The organism is Haloferax prahovense (assembly GCF_000723845.1).
Lineage (GTDB): Archaea > Halobacteriota > Halobacteria > Halobacteriales > Haloferacaceae > Haloferax > Haloferax prahovense.
In genome coordinates this window covers 1,754,656-1,771,760 of the sequence record NZ_LK053000.1, presented here as the reverse complement: position 1 = coordinate 1,771,760, position 17,105 = coordinate 1,754,656, and the positions used below count along the sequence as shown (strand labels likewise).

Below are 17,105 nucleotides of genomic sequence, written 5' to 3'. Positions count from 1 at the left end.
TTGTTCTGAGCGGTCGGCGCGGTGTCTCGTGGGGGTCGGAAGACGCGTTCCAACCGTCGGCGCTACCGACTGCGAGACTGCGGTAGAGTCCATCAAGAAACGTGTTCGAATCCAATCTGTCGGGTCGAACGCTCGCGTCTCGAATACCCGACTGAGCGCCGATATCGCACAGCAACGGAGGATACACTATGGGCTCGATTCCGTATGAAGAACGTATGGGCCCTATGGGGTTCGAACCCATGACCACCCGGTTATGAGCCGAGCGCTCTGACCAGACTGAGCTAAGGGCCCTCGGTCGATTCTTTCCCGTCGTCCCTCTTATGTCTTATCAGAAGCCGCCGCCGGCGAATCGGAGACGAACCGCTCACCGGCGCGAGAAACGGAGAAGCGCCACCGCCAGGACTCGAACCTGGGACAACCTCGTTAACAGCGAGGTGCTCTACCAACTGAGCTACGGCGGCTTTCGTCTGCACTCTCTCGTATTCGATGTTTCTTGATAGGGCTTTCGTTTTTACCCGACGGCTGGCGGATGCCACCGCCTGACGCGGTCGGGGGAGCACCGTCACGCTTTCGCCCGCCCGCGGGAAACCAGCGGGCATGACGAACTCGGACCTCGACGCGGTCGTCGCCGCGGTCCGCGAGCGCATCGACCCCGACGAGGCGGAGCGTCGGGCGCTCGCGGAGGCCGCGTCGGCCCTCGAATCCCGCGTCCACGACGCCCTCGCAGACCTGCCGGTGGACGCCGACGCGCTCCAAGTCGGCAGCACCGCCCGCGGCACGTGGCTCTCGGGCGACCGCGACATCGACCTGTTCGTGCGCTTCCCAGCCGACCTCGACCGCGAAGAGCTCGAAACGTACGGCCTCGAAGTCGGCCACGCCGTCCTCCCCGACGGCCACGAGGAGTACGCCGAACACCCCTACGTGAAAGGCGACTACGACGGCTTCGACGTGGACCTCGTCCCCTGTTACGACGTACCCACCGCCTCCGACATCCGCTCGGCGGTCGACCGGACACCCTTTCACAACGCCTACCTGACCGAACGCCTCGACGACGACCTCGCGGCCGACGTGCGCGTCTTCAAACGGTTCCTGAAGGGAATCGGCGCGTACGGGAGCGACCTCCGCACCGAGGGCTTCTCCGGCTATCTCGCCGAACTCCTCGTGGTCGAACACGGCGGCTTCGAGCCGCTGCTTCGGGCGGCCGCCGACTGGAGCCCGCAGGTCGATTTCGACCCGGAAAACCACGGAACGCGGCGTTTCTCGGACCCGCTCGTCGTCATCGACCCGACCGACCACGAGCGGAACGTCGCCGCAGTCTGCTCGGCTGAGAACGTCGCCCGGCTTCAGCACTACGCCCGCGACCTGCTCGCTGAGCCGCGCGAATCGCTGTTCTTCCGGCCCGACCCGCCGGCGCTCGACGCCGACGGCGTTCGGGGTCACCTCGACCGCCGCGGGACCACGGCCGTCGCCGTCGTCTTCGACTGCCCGGACCTCGTGGACGACCAGCTCTACCCGCAGCTGAGAAAGTCGCTGAACGGCGTCGCCGACGGCCTCGACAGGCGCGGCTTCGACGTGTTCCGGCGCGCGACGTTCGCCGCCGACGCCGACGAGGGCGACGCCGTCCTCTTCGCGGAACTCTCCGTGGCCGAGCGTCCCGCGGTCGAGCGCCACGAGGGGCCGCCGGTCCACGTCCGCCGCCACGCCGAGGGGTTTTACGGCGCGTACGAGGACGGCGACGACCACTACGGACCGTTCCTCGACGGCGACCGCTACGTGGTCGAGCGGGAGCGGGAGTTCACCTCGGCGACCGACTTCCTCGAAAGCGACGCGCTGTTCGACGTGGCGCTCGGAAAACACGTGAAATCGACGCTCGGGGAGGACGGCTACGACGTGCTCGTCGGCGACGACGTGGCCGCGCTCGCCGAGTCGTTCGGCGCCGAGTTGGGTCGTTACTTCGCGCCGAGACCGTGAGCGGCGCGCACGTCGTCGACTAGCTCGACGTTCTTCTCGTCGGGGTCTTCCTCGGGGTCCATCGCGATGCGACCGTCGAACGTCTCGTGGACGGTCGCGACGCCCTCGGAGAGCGTGTCGAGGCCGTAGCCGCCTTCGAGGACGAAGGCGATGGCGGCGTCGGTCGCCTCACAGAGGTCCTGGACGCACTCGGTGAGCATCGCGTAGCCCTCGGTCGAGACGCGCATCCGCGAGATGGGGTCGTGGCGGTGGGCGTCGAAGCCGGCGCTCACGATGAACAGGTCGGGGTCGAACCGCTCGACTGCGGGGGCGACCGCCTCGTCGAACGAGTAGACGTAGTCGGCGTCGCCCGCGCCGGCGTGGAGCGGCACGTTGAGAGTCGTCTCCTCGCCGTCACCCTCGCCGGTCTCTTCGACCTCGCCCGTACCGGGGTAGAGGCCGTCCTCGTGGATGGACGTGTAGAACACGTCGCCGCGGTCGTAGAAGATGTCCTGCGTGCCGTTGCCGTGGTGGACGTCCCAGTCGAAGATGGCGACGCGCTCGGCGAGGCCGTCCTCGATGACCGCCTGCGCGGCGACGGCGGCGTTGTTGAAGAAACAAAAGCCCATGGCGTCGTCCTCGACGGCGTGGTGGCCCGGCGGGCGGCCGAGCGAGAACGGCGTGTCGCGGCCGTCGTCGCCGTCGAGGGCGGCCCGGGCGGCCCACTCCGCGAGACCGGCGGAGGTGAGCGCGGCGTCCCACGACGCCTCGACGGCGACGGTGTCGGGGTCCCAGTTACCGCCGCCGTCGCGACAGAAGTCGTGGAACTCGTCGACGTAGCCGTCTTCGTGGACGGCCGCGACGGTCGATTTCTCGGCGGGGGGCGCATCGACGTACTCGACGCCGTGGCGCTTCGCCAGCCCGCGTCGTATCGCGCGGAGTCGGTCGGCCGTCTCGGGGTGCCGCGGCCCGGTGTCGTGGTCGAGACACGTTTCGCTGTAGCCGAATTGCATTATTCGAAGAGGGAGAAGTAGGTCTCGATGTCCTCGGATTGGACTGTCCGTCGGTCGGCGTGGTGGGCGAGTTTGACGGCGGCGCCCGCCACGTTGACGGCGTAGTCTTCGAGGATATCGGCCAAGGCGATTCGAGCGTCCATCGCGACGCGGTAGCGGTCGTCGATTCGGAGGCGGGCGATGCGGTCGATGGGGGCGATAGGGAGGAGGAGTTCGTCGCGGTTGACGACCTGCTGGACGCCGAAGTCCTCGGCCATCAACGTCTTGCGACCGTCCGCCGTCGCCCGGTCGGCGGCGTCTATCGCGAGTTCGGCGCCGTGGTCCTGAATCCGGCGGGCGAGCGCCTCGGCGGCGCCGGCGCTCACTCGCAACTCACCTGCGTTCTGCCGGATAATCGCGTCTACCGGGGCGAACGGTAGCTCGACACTCATACCCACATATCGGGTCCGTGCGGCGTATAATCCTTTCCGTCGCGGCCCCTTCTGTATTTTATCGCACGCAGCGCTCCCGAGCGGTGAGATTTCGCTGTGAGAACCCGCAAAACCGGACGAACGATGAGTGGGATTCGATGGCCCGCCGACGGCGGGGCGGTGTGCGACTGCCGTCGATTCGCCGCTTCGCAGCGCCGTCGTTTCGTCGCGTCCTCGTCGTTACCGCTGTGCGCCGGTGTGGACCTCGACCGTCTCGGCGCTGATGCGGCCGTCGGTCTCCGTGCCGGAGACCGTCACCTCGTCGCCGAGGCCGAGGTCGGCGTCGGTGTCGACGGTCTTGGTCTCCGTGCCGTCGTCGAGGATGACCGGCGTCCCGGCCTGCACGACCGTCCCGGTGAACTCGACCGACTCGCCGGCGGACCCCGTCGCAGCCGCGTCCGAGGAGGTCCCGCCGTCCGCGGCGGACGTGTCGTCGGACGACCCGGACGATCCACCGGACGAACCGTCACCGGAGAACGCGCCGAGGCCCTGGTCGCTCGGCGGCGTCGGTGCCGAACCGCCGGCGTCGGTGCCGGCCGCACCCTCGGGGGCCTCGTCCATCACGGTGACGGACGACCGCCAGCCCGCGGAGGCTTCGAGGTCCTCCTGCCAGCCCTCTTTTATCTCCACGTCGGTGATGACGACGTAGTCCGCGAGGTCGACGTCGGCGTCGGCCTTCTCGCCCCAGAGGGCGACCCGGATGTCGCCGGTGCCGTCCTTGACGCGGATGTTGCGGACCTGTCCCTCGGAACCGTCGTCGCGGTCGAAGGTGCGCTTGCCGTCCGCCTCGATGACGCCGCCGGCGATGTCGACCGTCTGGCCGAGTTCGAGCGTGCCGATGTCGGTCGTCTCGGGGACGTACTCGATGTCCTCGTCGATGACTTCGACCGCGCCGCGGGAGCCGACGTGGAGTTCGAGCGAGCCGTCGCGCTCGCGGACGTAGCCGTCGACGACCTCGACCGACTGGCCGGTCTCGAGTTCCTCGGCGAGGTCCGCCCGCTCGTCCCAGAGCGTGACGCGGACGCGACCGGTCGGGTCGCCGACGGAGAGGTTCGAGACGCGGCCCTCGGTGCCGTCGTCGCGGTCGAACGTCCGGACGGTTCCGGTGTCGAGAATCTTGCCCTCGAGGTTCACGTCCGAGAGGCCGAGCGCGAGGTCTTCGACGCGGTAGGTGTCGAGCACCTGCACGTCGACCTCGGCGTCGAGGTCCTCTTCGACCTTGCTCGCGCTGACCTCGACGCCGTTGTAGCCGTCTTTCGGGCGACCGCCGATGCGGAGGACGGTTCCGACTTCGAGGTTCTCCTTCGCGCCGGCGGCCATCTCGTCCCACAGCGAGACGCGGATGCGGCCGGTCTCGTCGGCGACCTCGATGTTGACGACCCGCCCGTCTTCGTCCTCGCCGTCGCGTTCGAACGTCCGGACCTCGCCGATGCTGACGACCTTGGCGAGGAATTTCACGTCCTCCATGCCCGGTTCGATGTCGGCGATGCCGTTGACCTCCTCGTCGCGCAGTTCGTGGGCGATGAGCATCGCCGCCGTCTCCTCGTCGGCGAGGCCGCCCATCTGTTCGACCTTGTCGTTGACCGCCGCCTCGAACTTCTCGAACTCGACATCGGTGTCGAGGTCGTCGTAGACCTCCCGAATGACGCCCATCAGGCGTCACCTCCCGGAACGAAGCGCGCGCGTCGCGGCAGACCAAACGTCGTACTCATACTATGGACGAACAGGGAAGGGCGGCGCTTAAGCGTTGTTTTCCTCCGGATTGGACCGCCGAACCGGCCGCGCGAATCGAACGACATAGCGGGGGTGGCCGCGGCCTCGGATTTGAACCTTCGGACCGTCAGGCGTCCGCGTCGACGCGGGCGACCTCGCGGCGACCGTCGGCGTCGTCGTGGACGACGACCGCCCGACCGGGGAGGCCGCTTTCGAACCTGAGCGTCGCCTCGTAGCCGCGGGCGACCGGCGATTCGGCGCAGTTCTTCACGTCGGTCCGCTCGACGGCCTCGACGACGAGCGTGGCCGTGTCCGCGTCGGCGTCGTAGTCGGCCCGCGCGAGTCGGGCGATGGTACACTCGGTCGCCCCCGAGACACAGCCGACGACCGAGAACCCGGTCTCGGTCTCGGTCGCGAGCGCCCCGTCGGCCGGACAGGCGTCGGCGCGGACGGGCGTGAACGAGCGCCCGACGAGTCGCGGACGGCGGGGGGCCTCCGTCGGCGTCGGCGACGCGGTTCCGGTCTCGGTGCTCGCCGCCGACTGCTCCGCCGCGTCGTCGCCGCTCGCGCACCCCGCGAGCGAGGCACACAGTCCGGCGGTTCCGAGGAGGAGCGCGCGTCGGTTCACACACGAGGCTAGGCTCGCCGGCGAAAAAGTCCTTTGCGTGCGGTACGCACGGTCGCCGCGGCGGCGGAAACGCGCCGGAGACGGCGTGAGAAACGGTCGTCGTTCACGCCGGAGACCGGGTTCCGTGCCCGGCGTTCGACGCCAGCCTCGTGCCGTGGTCCCGCGGTTCACTGGGAGTTCACATCGTAACCGTCTTAAGTAACCGTCGAGTACCGAAGAATGCAGCAAGACAGTCCTGATAGGGTAGTGGACTATCCTCCTGGCTTGCGGAGCCAGGGACCGGAGTTCAAATCTCCGTCAGGACGTTTCTCTCTGGGAACTAACCTTCGAGAGCCTTCTGTTCTCTCGGGTCAGTCCACGTTCTCCGTACGGAAACCTGAACGGGGAGTGACTTCGGCGCGACCGGGTTCACCACTACGTCAGAACTCGACGTGGGCGGCCAGTCCGAGGTCCACTTCTTCGACCCCGTCGAGCACTAGGTCGGCCATGCGGCGCGCTCCGTGTTCGCTGAAGTGCGTGTCGTCGGCGATTCCATCGGGATAGTTCGGGTGTTCGCCCGGCTCCAGATGGTTGTAGAGCGCCGTCGAATCCGCGGGGCCGAGTTCCTCTAAGAGCGACCGCGTTCGCTCGTCCATGTCAATAAACGGCACGTCGCGGTCGCGCGCGACGGCTCTCGTCAGGTCGGCGTACTCGTGGTGGGTGTCCTTCGGGACGCCGTCGTCGAAGTGACGGCGCGCGATGGAGGTGAGCAACACGGGCGTCGCCCCCTGCTCGCGCGTCTCGCCGACGAACTTCCGGAGGTTGTCGACGAACGCCTCCTCGGTCGTGTGCTGTTCCTTCGACGGCACCTCGTCGTTGTGGCCGAACTGGACGAACACGTAGTCGGTCTCGGTCAACTGCCGGACGACGGGACGCCAGCGACCCTCCTCCAGAAACGTGCGGGTGCTCCGGCCGTTTCGGGCGTGATTCGCCACCGCGACGGCGTCGTCGAAGCGGTCGGCGAAGGGCATTCCCCAGCCGGTTTCGGGACGCTCGTTCGCATCCTTATCGGCCATGGTAGAGTCCCCGACGAGATGGACGGTAATCGACTCGGACGACATTTCGATAGCGCTCGTCCGGGCGGCGTATAGAGTCACCGGTCGGGTCAATCCGCGGGGCGAACGCGTCCCCTAACCGTCGCTAACGGGAGCCTACCCGTCGCGGGTACGAACGTAGCGGTTGACGAAACCGAACCCGGACCCCCGAGCGCACTCGGCAGTCTGGCCGGAAAAACGAGCTTACGCCTCGTCGTAGGGCGGTTCGAGGCCGGGCGACCGCTCGTCGTCCTCGCGGCGGCGGACCGACGAGGTCGTGCGCGGCCGCTGTGGACGGGGGCGAGGCGTCTCCTCGGACCGGGGCTTGGTGGCCCACGACCCGTGGCAGTCCCGACAGTAGTTGCCTTTGTACGCCCGCGTGAACAGGTACTGCTCACCGCAGCGGATACAAACCGGGGACTGGGTCATCGTACGACACCTCGGACGAGGGTTTCGAGGGCATTCATATGCTATCATACCACATATGTTCTCGAGAGGCATAAGTATGCAAGGCCTGCGGCGGGAGAGCCCGCTCTTCGCGAAATCTTTACTCGTGGACGGCGAACGGTTCGCATGGACGATTCGCTTCGCGCAGGCGTCGCCATCTACAACGCGGGCGCGTACCGGGCGGCCCACGGCGCGTGGGAGGCGACGTGGCTCTCGCTCGACCGCGGGGGCGACGACGAGCGGTTCCTCCACGGCCTCATCCAGTTCACCGCGGCGGTCCATCACGCCCGCGACGGCAACGACTCGGGCGCGGTCGGCCTCGCCCGGAGCGCGCGGGAGTACCTCGACGGCCTCGGCGACGACTACCGCGGCGTCGACCTCGCCGGCGTTCGGACGTTTCTCGCACGACTCGAAGCCGACCCCGCCGTCGCCGACGACCCGCTCGCGCTCCGACTCGACGGGGGAGTCGTCACCTACGACGACCTCGATTTCGACGCGGTCGCCGTCGCGGCCGAGACGCTCGCGGAAGAACTCGACGGCTACGACGAGGATATCGTCGCCGACGCGGTCGCGTACGCCCGCGACGAGGTCGCCGACGGGGCGCAGACGCAGTTCACGGCGATGGTGTTCGACTTCGTGCGCAACGAGGCCCAGCGCGGGCTGGTGTTTCAGCGATTGAGTGAGCACGTCCGCCGTCGGCGGCGGCGCGAAGACGACGTGAGCGGCCTGTTCGAGTGAGAAGAGAGAGATGCCGAACGTCGTTGGTGACGATATCGTTTCAGAAATACGCCTCTCGAATGACGAGCAGTAGCCAGACGACCGGGGCGAGGGCGATGAGCAAGCCGACGATACCTAGCAGGTAGTTCCCTTCGACGAGTCCCCGCGCCCATCCCCTCCCGAGGTGAAAGATGAACAGGGAGCAGAGGAGTAAAACCGCGTTGCGGAGCGAAACTCCTGCTCCCTCCGCGGTGGAACTGAGTGATGACATTTCGTATACATTATCGTCGTATTTCTATAAGTATTCTCCCGTCACGTTCGCACGCCTCCTGACCGGCTGTTTCACACGACGACTCATCTGAAGAATCGGCGTTCAACGGGGTCGAAAATCGGGGTTCCGACGACGCAATCAGGCCTCGTCCAGCGGTTCGCCCTTGAAGGTGAACTCGGCGGAGTTGTCCTGCGGGTCGTAGCCGAGCACCGCGCGGGCGCGGTCGATGGAGTAGTACTTCCGGTCGTTGTCGGAGATACCGTAGACGATTTCGTAGTCGTAGTCGGCCTCGATACAGCACTCGAAGAGGTGCGCACAGTCGCGGTACGACAGCCACATCGCCTGGCCGCGCTCGTACTCCTTCGGCGGGTGGTGCTGGGTGAGGTTGCCGATGCGGACGTTCACGACCGAGATGTCGTGGTGGTCGTGGTAGTACCGGCCGAGCGTCTCGCCGGCCGCCTTGCTCACGCCGTAGAGGTTACTCGGACGCGGGAGTTCGGTCCCGTCGAGTCGGAACTCGTGGTGCGGACGGTACATGTCCGGGGTCCGGTCCATCGTCTCGTACGCGCCGACGGCGTGGTTCGAGGAGGCGAACGCGAACTTCTCGACGCCCGCGTCGACGGCGGCGTCGAACATCTGTTGGGTGCCGTCGATGTTGTTCCGCAGGACGCTGTCCCACGGCGCTTCGGGACGCGGGTCGCCCGCGAGGTGGATGACGGCCTCGGCGCCGTCCATGGCGTTTCGCACGGCGGTCTCGTCGGTGACGTCGGCGACGTACACCTCCGTGGGGTCGACCGAGTCGGGTATCTTCTCGTCGGAGAGTGGCTCGCGGTCCAGCAGCCGCCAGTCGTAGGCGTCGCCGATGTGCCCTAGTATCGCCTGGCCGACGCGCCCGCCAGCCCCCGTCAGCAAAACCGGCTGGTCCATTCGGTGTAAGTTCTAACAAGAGAGGCTAAGTAAGGACCGGTTCGCGCTCGCGCGACCCCTCAAACCGCCGAACTTTACCCGAGGGCGACGGAGTTCCGGGCATGGTCACAGACCCGCAGACGGCCTGCTTCGAGGCGGGCATCAAGTTCGGAACGCTCTACCACCAGTTCGCCGGGACGCCGGTCTCGCCCGACAGCGCCCGGAGCCTCGAACGGGCCATGGCCGAGGCCATCGAGAACCAACCGTACTGCGAGTCGGTCTCCGTGCACATCCTCGACGGGGCGCTGGAAGCCGAACTCGCCGAGTCGGCCGCCGACTACACGGAACTCACGGGCCGGTTCATGGAGGTCGAGATGGAAATCGACTACGAGGGCGTTCGCGTCCGGACGCGCATGGAGATGGAAGACGGCTACCCGCTGATGAAGCTCGTGTCGGTCGAATGAGCCGGCCGCGAAGCGCCGCCCGCGGACTCGTCGTCCGCGACGGCGAACTCCTCACGATTCGGTACCGTACCGACGGCGAGGACTGGTACGTCGCACCCGGCGGCGGCCAACAGCGCGGTGAGTCGCTCGCGGAGACGGTCCGCCGGGAAGTGTACGAGGAAACAGGCTACGAAGTCGCCGTCGGGTCGCTCGCGTTCGTCAGGGACTTCGTTCCCTCGACGCACTACGACGACAGAGGCGACGACGGCCACCAAGTGGACCATTTCTTCTGGTGCGAACGAGTGAGCGAGGACCCGGACGACCCGACAGAGCGAGATTCGGTTCAGGTGGGCGTGCGGTGGCTCCCCCTCGACGAACTCGGCGAGGTCCGGTTCTTCCCCGGCCCGCTCGGCGACCGACTTCGGGACGTCGGCCCCGACGAGATGGGCGACGGACACGACGCGGTCTACCTCGGCGACGTGGACTGAGAATCCACCCGCGACGAGCGCGGAGTCGTTCGATTTCACTTTCACTTTCGGGGTCGTTTTTAAACCCCCGCGCGCCGAACGTGTGGGCATGAGTCAAAGCACGCTCGACGACGACGACCTGTTCGGAGAGGCGGCGGCGGAGATGCGCACCGACGTCGAGGAACACCTCGGCGAGGCCCGGTCGGTGCTTCCCGACCCGGACGACGTGTGGGAGGCCGACGCCGACAACGTCCTCGGCGTCCTCAACGGCCTTCGCTCCTCGCTCAACGTCGAGGGTGCGGCCGAACACGTCCGACAGGCCAAGAAGTGGTACGTCATCGGCCAGCGCGCCGAGGCGTTCGACGACCCCGAGGACCTCGAAGAAGCCATCGAAGAGCTCGAAGAACTCATCGAGATGGTCGAGGAGGCCCACGAACTCGTCGGGGAACTCACCAACACGATGCCGCAGCTCCGCGGCGCGCTCACCGACGCGGCGGAGCCGGCAGCGGCCGACGACGAGGACGAAGAAGACGGGGAGTAACCCGCCAAACGTCAGCCGGTTCGCGGGCCGTTCAGTCGAGTTGCCGGCGCTCGACCGCGTCGAGGAGCGACGCGAGCGCCTCGGCCGCGAGCGATTCCAGTTCCGCGCCGCGTTCGGCGTCGCCCTCGGCTGGGTCGCCGACGACCCCGTTGTCGGTGAACTCGTCGGAGTCGTGGGCCAGGTTGACGCCCGAGACCCACTCGCCCCAGCGGTCGGCACCTCCATCGCGGGCCTCGTCGATTCGGTCCTCACGGACCAGTTCGGGGTGCGTGTGGCGGAGTAAGGCGGTTTCTAGCGGGCCGCCGTGGCCCATGTCCGAGGAGTGGTCGCCGACGGCGTCGAACCACGTGAAAGCGACCGCGTAGACGTCGCCCGTCCGCGAGACGCGCCGGCAGAGCTCCGCGAGCGCGTCGATGTTACCGCCGTGGCCGTTGACGACGACGACGCGGTCGAAGCCGTGGTGGGCGAGCGATTCGATAGTCTCGCGGACGTACGCGCGGAAGGTGTCCGGCGAGACCCAGAGCGTGCCGTCGAAGGCGCGGTGTTCCTCGGCGACGCCGACCGGGATAGTCGGGCCGACGACGACCTCGCCGTCGAACGCGTCGGCACCGACCTCGGCGACCGATTCGGCGTTGAGCGCGTCGGTGCCGAGCGGCGCGTGCGGGCCGTGCTGTTCCGTGCTTCCGACCGGGAGGAGCGCGAGGTCGCCGTCGAGGTCAGCGACCTCGGTCCAAGTGGCTTCGGAGAGTCGCATGCCGAAAGAAGTGTTTGCCCCCTCCTTAGTGGTACGCGAAGCCTCAGTCGTCGCCGGCGTCGACCTCGGCCTGCCGGCGGGCGGCGCGCTCGACGAACTCGTCGGGGAGTTGGTCGATTTCGCCCGCCTGAACCCCCCAGAGATGGGCGTAGAGACCGTCTTCGGACAGGAGGTCGTCGTGCGCCCCGCGCTCGACGATGCGCCCGTCTTCGAGGACGACGATTTGCTCCGCGTCCTTGATAGTCGACAGGCGGTGGGCGATACTGAACGTCGTCCGGTCGGCCGTGAGTTCGTCCAGCGAGCGCTGGATGAGCATCTCCGTCTCGGTGTCAACGTCCGAGGTCGCCTCGTCGAGGACGAGGATGTCCGGGTCCTTCAGGATGGCGCGGGCGATGGAGACGCGCTGGCGCTGGCCGCCCGAGAGCTTCACGCCGCGCTCGCCGACCTTGGTGTCGTACCCCTCGGGGAGGTTCGAGATGAACTCGTGAGCCTCGGCGGCTTTCGCGGCCGCGACGACCGCCTCGTCGTCGGCGTCGAACGTGCCGTAGGTGATGTTGTCGCGGACGGTCCCGTAGAACAGGAACGTCTCCTGGCTGACGTAGGCGATGGACTCCCGGAGGCTGGAGATGGTCACGTCGCGCACGTCTTGGCCGTCGATGTTGACGTGCCCCTCGTCGGGGTCGTACATGCGCATCAGGAGCTTGAGAATCGTCGATTTCCCGGCGCCCGTGGGGCCGACGAGCGCGAGCGTCTCGCCGCCGTCGACCTCGAAGGAGATGTCCTCGACGATGGTCTCGCCGTCGCCGTAGCCGAAGGTCACGTCGTCGTACTCGACGCGGCCTTCGGAGACGGCGAGGTCGGGCGCGTCGGGCTGTTCGGCCAGCCGCGCGGGCTCGTCCATCAGGCCGAAGATACGGGCGCTGGAGGCGTGGGCACGCTGGTACATGTTGATAATCTGCCCGAACTGGGCGAGCGGCCAGACGAACTGCTGGGTGAGCAGGATGAAGGTGACGAACTCGCCGACCGCGAGGTCGCCGGTGAAGGGACCGGGGCCCTGTCCGTTGATGACCCACAGGCCGCCGACGACGAAGGTGAGGGTGAAGCCGATGCCCGCGAGGATTCGGAGCGCGGGGAAGAACTTGATGCGGGTGTTGATGGCGTCCCAGTTGGCGTCGAAGTAGTCCATCGAGACGCCGTCGACGCGGTCGGACTCGTGGGGTTCGGCGTTGAACGTCTTGATGACTTGGATGCCGCCGAGGTTGTTCTCCAACCGGGAGTTGAGTTTGCCGACCGACGAGCGCACGTCGGCGTACTTCGGCTGGATGATATCGACGAACTTCCACGTGAACAGCGCGATGAGCGGGACCGGCAACAGGGCGACGAGGGCGAGCTGCCAGTTGTACGACATGAGAACCACCGCGATGGCGACGACCATCACGGAGAGGCGGAAAAACGAGTTCATCCCGTCGTTGAGGAACCGTTCGAGCCGGTTCACGTCGTTCGAGAGGATGGACATCATCTCGCCGGTCTGCTTGTCGGCGAAGAAGTCCATGTTGAGCAGTTGCATCCGGTCGTAGGTGTCGGTCCGGACGTCGTGTTGAATCTGCTGGGCGTAGGCGTTCCAGCCCCAGTTTCGGAGCCAGTGGAACAGCGCGCCGGCGGTGAAACTGAACACGATGATGCCGACGGCAAAGAAGAACTGACCGTCTCTGGTCGCGGGGACGTACGGCGCTATCCACGCCTCGGGGAGGACGGGAAACCCGGCCGCGAAGGACTTGTCCTGCCGGATGATGGCGTCGATGGCGAGGCCGAGGATGACCGGCGGCATGAGATCGAGCACGCGGGCGGCGACGCTCGCGAGGACGCCCACGACGAACTCGAAGGTGTTCTCGCGGCCGTACTCGGCGAACAGCCGCCGCATCGGGTTGTCGACCCGCGCTCGTTGGTCCTCGAACGGGTCGTCGTCGTCGATATCAGGGGGCACGACAACGGTTCAGGGGGCGCTCGCAGTAAAGTACTCGGGTGGGGGAGCGGCCCGCCGGTAGATTAACACGAGGCGTTCTGGACCGTATTCCCGGTCGAGCCGCCGGATTCGACGACCGGTTGTTGGCTGACGCCGCAGAGGTCGTTCTGGACGAGTCGGTTGCGATGAGAGTCGTCCAGCGTGACGCCGTGGGCAAGGAGGCCGGTCGTCACGACGTTCTTACGAATTACGTTGCGGTCGCTTCCAGCGAGTTCGAACCCGGCGATGATGATGCGGACCTCGTTTTCGACGAAGCGGTTTCGATGGCTGTCGCGGAGTCGGAAGCCGGGGCCCTCTCCGTCGACGAGGTTTCGTTGGAAGCTGTTTTGCGTGCTCCCATACAGAGAGACCTGAAGCGTGTCGGTTCTGAACTCACAGTCGACGAACTCGTTTCGGTGCGAATCCGTGAGCGTGAGCACGACCGGACTGATGAGCGTACACGACTCGAACCGGGTTCGCACTACGCGGTCGAGAACCACGCCCCTGACGCTCGGCGTGAAGAAGCTCGTGTTCGTCACCGCACAGCGCGACGAGTCCGCGACGACGAACTGTGGCCTCCAATCGTCCGGATGGCCAACGACTTGCGAGTTCGCTATCGACACCCGGCTCGAATCGGTGATTCGACCGCCCTTCGTCAGCACGATGTCGGCTATCGAGACGCGACTGCCCGAAATCGTCGTCTCGCCGACGACGGCGTGCCCCCGGCCATCGATTCGGACGTCGTCGGCGAGAACCTCCAGACAGTCGAGGTTGCCATCGAGGTAGTACCGACCCGGTTCGGTGACGCTCGCACATCCCGAAAGCACCTCCTCGCCGGTTCTCAGTTGCAACACACCCGGCGCGAGCGCCGGAAGCGCGGCGAGACCCAGTCCGCGAAGCGCCCCTCTCCTCGTGAGTCGAGTTGACATGACACCCTCTCAACTACAACACGTCGGGACAAATACAGATATTGTGAGATACATACCAACTACGTATCAGCATTCGTGACGTACTGCAACTCCGACCGGCGGGGCCGAGTCGGGTGCGTCCGGGGCGCTCAGACCACTCGGTCTTCGACGTCGGGGTCGATGCCCGCCTCGACGAGGTCCTGCCGGACGCGCTCGCGAAGCGGGTCTGGGACCGTGTCGCGACTGACGGGAACCGCGACCTCGCCGTCGCCTTTTACCTTCCAGTAGAGGACGCAGTCGGACGGTTCGTAGTACTCGATGCTGTAGGCGTCGTCCGCCCCGCGATAGTGGACTCGTGCGGCGAACCCCTCGGCGCGCCAGCCTTCGAGTTCCGAGAGCGCCGCGACGTGTGCTGTCATAGTGGGGTCAACGGTCGCCGGCCCTTCGGGTGTTTCGCATCTACTCGGCTTCGACCCGGTCTCCCGCATCGATGCCGGTCTCGTTCGTGTACCCGTACGGGAGTTCGAGGACGTACTTCCCGGTTCCGCGGTAGCGGGTGAGGTCGGACTCGCTCGTTCCCTCGGGGTCGAGTTCGGCGTGGTGGATGCGCGTGATGGTGCCGTTTTCGGCGACAAAGACGATGTCCAGCGGGAAGTCCATGTCGCGCATCACGTAGGCGTAGGTGCCAGACGAGTCGTGGACGAACCACATCCCCTCGTTTTCGGCGAGCGACTCGGTGTCGCTCAGGCCGGTAAAGCGCTTGGCGCGGGTGTCGGCGACGCGGGCGTCCACGGTCGCCAGCGTCTCTCCGGTCTCGTCGTCGACGACGGTGAGCGTGGTCCGTTCGTAGTCGTCGGTCGAGCCGGGGACGACCGCGGGGTTGGTGAGGTACGCGACGCTCGCGACCGCGACGACGACGGCGACGACGAGCAGCGCGGTTCGCGCGCGGGAGGTCATTGCCGGACGTGACGGTCGCCGCGGGTCTAAGGGTTCCGGGGACCGGTCGAAACGAAAACCGTTATGAGCGCGAACCGGTTCGATTGAGATGCAGGGCTCGTGGTCTAGTTGGTTATGACGCGGCCTTTACAAGGCTGAGGTCGGTGGTTCGAATCCGCCCGAGCCCACTTCTGACGACACAGTACGACGAGCGTAGCGAGGAGTCTGTGTCGGCTGAGTGGGCGACAAGGATTCGAATCAGGGAGCAACTCGCAGAGTTGCGACCGAGGTTCGAATCCGCCCGAGCCCATGAAATCCGTGAGCGCAGCGAGCGTGATTTTCTGCCGCGAGGGCGGTTGAACCCTACGAGACGAGCGCAGCGAGTCTCGGTCCGGTTCGAATCCGCCCGAGCCGACTCACGCGCTCCGTTGCATCACCAAAAGCGACATCGGGACGCTGGCGGCGACGAGGCCGTACGCACCACCGAGGAGCGGTTCGACACCCAGCGACGGGGCGAGGAGGTAGCCGCCGACGAACCCGAGCGGGTCGAAGACCAACGCGAGGATGATGAGCTGTACTGCGAACGATTTGGAGGTGAACCAGCGGGGGAGCATCTGTGACACAGTCGTCCCGGAAGTGTTGATCTACGGACCATTTAGTTCTGTGTGATAGCGCTCAGAGCCACGAGGACGCGAACCCTTTTAGCCCAACACGAACCCACAACCGAGTAGTGAACACAGTCGCGCGGCTCCGTGAGACCCCTCGGCGGGCGGCCGTCGCGCTCGGCTACGCGCTCGTCGTCCTCGTGGCATCAATCGTTCCGACGCCGCCGGGGAGTCTCGCACCGATGGGTCCGCTCGGACTCGTCGGCCTCGATAAGTGGGTCCACGCGGCCGGGTACGCTGGTCTCGGGCTCGCCTTCGCGTCCGCGGTGCGCGCCAGGGAACGCAAAGAAGTCGTTGGAGCCGTCGTCGTCGCCGCCGCGTTCGGGACGGGTATCGAACTCGTGCAGGCGGTGCTGCCGTACCGGTCGTTCGGCGTCGCCGATGCGGGGGCGAACCTCCTCGGTGCGGTCGTGGGTGGGGCGCTCTGGGTCGCGGTCGCGTGGGTCGCGGAACCCCGGAGGTAGGGTTATCTCACCCCCTCACGAAGGGCGAACGAACGGTGAAGGCAATGGGCACGAGACGACTCATCCGGGCACTCGGTCTCGCGGGAATCGGCGTCGTCGGGACGTACCTCCTCGCGGTTCGACCGTGGCACAGGCGCTGGGGGACCACCGACGATGAGGCGACGGGCTGGCTCCCCGGCGACGACTTCGTCGGCGACGCGGACGTCACCTCGACGCGGGCGATTACGATTGCGGCCCCCGCGCGGGCGGTCTGGCCGTGGCTCGTCCAGTTAGGGCAGGACCGCGGCGGCTTCTACAGCTACGAGCGATTGGAGAACCTGTTCGGCCTGCAGATTCACAACGCGGACCAAATCCTCCCGCAACACCAGCGGCTCGACGTGGGCGACGAGATACGACTCGGCCCGCCGGGCTCGGGCGCGCCGTCGTTCCGGGTCGCGCTGGTCGAACCCGAGCGGACGCTCGTGTTGAGTGCGCCGGGCTGGGAGACCGGTGAGAGCGCGGCGGTATGGACGTTCGCGTTGCACGAGGTGGCTCCCGGCGCGACGCGGTTGATCATCAGATACCGCGGCCGGTCGGAGACGCTCCGCGGGCGCGCGATGAACCGCTTGGTCGTCGAGCCGGTCCAGTTCGCCATGGAGCGGAAGATGCTCAAGGGAATTCGGTCGCGGACGGAGCGGGCGCGGGCGAGCGCGACGGGCGGCCGGCACCGCTGACCCAGCGCCGACGGGCGATTCGAA

At 66.8% G+C, this 17,105-nt stretch carries 21 protein-coding genes and 4 tRNA genes; 9 read left to right on the top strand and 16 right to left on the bottom strand.

Annotated features, from left to right (window positions below):
- Positions 1–216: 216 nt before the first annotated feature.
- Positions 217–291: transfer RNA gene (locus BN984_RS08950), tRNA-Ile, on the bottom strand.
- 97 nt (positions 292–388) lie between these two features.
- Positions 389–461 (bottom strand) — tRNA-Asn (locus BN984_RS08945).
- 136 nt (positions 462–597) lie between these two features.
- On the opposite strand from BN984_RS08945, the gene cca reads away from it, so the two are divergent.
- Positions 598–1,971 carry a CCA tRNA nucleotidyltransferase gene (gene cca / locus BN984_RS08940; protein ID WP_049968060.1) on the top strand — a complete coding sequence of 458 codons (1,374 nt, stop codon included), beginning with the start codon at positions 598–600 and terminating at the stop codon, positions 1,969–1,971.
- Here cca and BN984_RS08935 read toward each other — a convergent pair.
- The 4 genes from BN984_RS08935 to BN984_RS08920 all read right to left on the bottom strand — a co-directional run bounded on the left by BN984_RS08935 (position 1,950) and on the right by BN984_RS08920 (position 5,774).
- A complete protein-coding gene (locus tag BN984_RS08935) occupies positions 1,950–2,963 on the bottom strand; it encodes a histone deacetylase family protein (protein ID WP_049968059.1) in 1,014 nt (337 codons plus the stop codon). The genes cca and BN984_RS08935 overlap by 22 nt on opposite strands.
- A complete protein-coding gene (locus tag BN984_RS08930; RefSeq protein ID WP_008091782.1) occupies positions 2,963–3,394 on the bottom strand; it encodes a histone in 432 nt (143 codons plus the stop codon). Before BN984_RS08930 ends, BN984_RS08935 begins: the two co-directional genes overlap by 1 nt.
- A 219-nt stretch (positions 3,395–3,613) precedes the next feature.
- Positions 3,614–5,086, bottom strand: coding sequence for a single-stranded DNA binding protein (locus BN984_RS08925; RefSeq protein WP_008091781.1), 1,473 nt, complete (start codon positions 5,084–5,086; stop codon positions 3,614–3,616).
- A gap of 187 nt (positions 5,087–5,273) precedes the next feature.
- Positions 5,274–5,774: a hypothetical protein gene (locus BN984_RS08920; RefSeq protein ID WP_008091779.1), complete on the bottom strand. Its 501-nt coding sequence runs from the start codon at positions 5,772–5,774 to the stop codon at positions 5,274–5,276.
- Between the two features lie 232 nt (positions 5,775–6,006).
- Here BN984_RS08920 and BN984_RS08915 point away from each other — a divergent pair.
- Positions 6,007–6,079, top strand: a tRNA-Arg gene (locus BN984_RS08915).
- 114 nt (positions 6,080–6,193) lie between these two features.
- Here BN984_RS08915 and BN984_RS08910 read toward each other — a convergent pair.
- Complete coding sequence (locus tag BN984_RS08910; protein ID WP_049968058.1) at positions 6,194–6,874, bottom strand: GDSL-type esterase/lipase family protein; 681 nt, start codon at positions 6,872–6,874, stop codon at positions 6,194–6,196.
- A gap of 177 nt (positions 6,875–7,051) precedes the next feature.
- Positions 7,052–7,276: a DUF7564 family protein gene (locus BN984_RS08905; protein ID WP_008091774.1), complete on the bottom strand. Its 225-nt coding sequence runs from the start codon at positions 7,274–7,276 to the stop codon at positions 7,052–7,054.
- A gap of 144 nt (positions 7,277–7,420) precedes the next feature.
- Between BN984_RS08905 and BN984_RS08900 the strand changes: the two genes are divergently transcribed.
- Complete coding sequence (locus tag BN984_RS08900; protein ID WP_049968057.1) at positions 7,421–8,032, top strand: DUF309 domain-containing protein; 612 nt, start codon at positions 7,421–7,423, stop codon at positions 8,030–8,032.
- Between the two features lie 40 nt (positions 8,033–8,072).
- Here BN984_RS08900 and BN984_RS08895 read toward each other — a convergent pair whose 3' ends face one another.
- Complete coding sequence (locus BN984_RS08895; RefSeq protein WP_049968056.1) at positions 8,073–8,282, bottom strand: hypothetical protein; 210 nt, start codon at positions 8,280–8,282, stop codon at positions 8,073–8,075.
- 138 nt (positions 8,283–8,420) lie between these two features.
- On the bottom strand, positions 8,421–9,209 hold the full coding sequence (gene azf / locus BN984_RS08890; protein ID WP_004973324.1) for an NAD-dependent glucose-6-phosphate dehydrogenase: 789 nt from the start codon (positions 9,207–9,209) through the stop codon (positions 8,421–8,423).
- Between the two features lie 101 nt (positions 9,210–9,310).
- Between azf and BN984_RS08885 the strand changes: the two genes are divergently transcribed.
- From BN984_RS08885 to BN984_RS08875, 3 genes are all read left to right on the top strand, one after another.
- A complete protein-coding gene (locus BN984_RS08885) occupies positions 9,311–9,652 on the top strand; it encodes a dihydroneopterin aldolase family protein (RefSeq protein ID WP_049968055.1) in 342 nt (113 codons plus the stop codon).
- On the top strand, positions 9,649–10,119 hold the full coding sequence (locus BN984_RS08880) for an NUDIX domain-containing protein (protein WP_008091766.1): 471 nt from the start codon (positions 9,649–9,651) through the stop codon (positions 10,117–10,119). Before BN984_RS08885 ends, BN984_RS08880 begins: the two co-directional genes overlap by 4 nt.
- Before the next feature lie 88 nt (positions 10,120–10,207).
- Complete coding sequence (locus BN984_RS08875) at positions 10,208–10,639, top strand: DUF5790 family protein (RefSeq protein ID WP_049968054.1); 432 nt, start codon at positions 10,208–10,210, stop codon at positions 10,637–10,639.
- 31 nt (positions 10,640–10,670) lie between these two features.
- Here BN984_RS08875 and BN984_RS08870 read toward each other — a convergent pair whose 3' ends face one another.
- The 5 genes from BN984_RS08870 to BN984_RS08850 form a co-directional block, all read right to left on the bottom strand.
- Positions 10,671–11,393, bottom strand: a complete 723-nt coding sequence (locus tag BN984_RS08870; RefSeq protein ID WP_008091763.1) for a creatininase family protein — start codon at positions 11,391–11,393, stop codon at positions 10,671–10,673.
- A 43-nt stretch (positions 11,394–11,436) separates the two neighbouring features.
- Entirely contained in the window at positions 11,437–13,314 is a 1,878-nt protein-coding gene (locus tag BN984_RS08865; protein WP_394295172.1) for an ABC transporter ATP-binding protein, read from the bottom strand.
- Between the two features lie 125 nt (positions 13,315–13,439).
- The gene (locus tag BN984_RS08860; RefSeq protein WP_049968053.1) at positions 13,440–14,324 is read right to left on the bottom strand and encodes a NosD domain-containing protein; all 885 of its coding nucleotides are present in this window, start codon (positions 14,322–14,324) and stop codon (positions 13,440–13,442) included.
- A gap of 128 nt (positions 14,325–14,452) precedes the next feature.
- Positions 14,453–14,722: a DUF7538 family protein gene (locus tag BN984_RS08855; RefSeq protein ID WP_008091757.1), complete on the bottom strand. Its 270-nt coding sequence runs from the start codon at positions 14,720–14,722 to the stop codon at positions 14,453–14,455.
- 40 nt (positions 14,723–14,762) lie between these two features.
- Positions 14,763–15,260, bottom strand: a complete 498-nt coding sequence (locus BN984_RS08850; protein WP_008091755.1) for a DUF192 domain-containing protein — start codon at positions 15,258–15,260, stop codon at positions 14,763–14,765.
- 93 nt (positions 15,261–15,353) lie between these two features.
- On the opposite strand from BN984_RS08850, the gene BN984_RS08845 reads away from it, so the two are divergent.
- Positions 15,354–15,427: transfer RNA gene (locus BN984_RS08845), tRNA-Val, on the top strand.
- A 228-nt stretch (positions 15,428–15,655) separates the two neighbouring features.
- On the opposite strand, the gene BN984_RS08840 is transcribed toward BN984_RS08845, so the two are convergent.
- Positions 15,656–15,853 (bottom strand): hypothetical protein, encoded by a 198-nt coding sequence (locus BN984_RS08840; protein ID WP_008091754.1) that lies wholly within the window; start codon positions 15,851–15,853, stop codon positions 15,656–15,658.
- Positions 15,854–15,969: 116 nt separating this feature from the next.
- Between BN984_RS08840 and BN984_RS08835 the strand changes: the two genes are divergently transcribed.
- Both BN984_RS08835 and BN984_RS08830 read left to right on the top strand, forming a co-directional pair.
- Entirely contained in the window at positions 15,970–16,368 is a 399-nt protein-coding gene (locus BN984_RS08835) for a VanZ family protein (protein WP_049968052.1), read from the top strand.
- Between the two features lie 44 nt (positions 16,369–16,412).
- Positions 16,413–17,081 (top strand): hypothetical protein, encoded by a 669-nt coding sequence (locus tag BN984_RS08830; protein WP_008091750.1) that lies wholly within the window; start codon positions 16,413–16,415, stop codon positions 17,079–17,081.
- Positions 17,082–17,105: the final 24 nt, after the last annotated feature.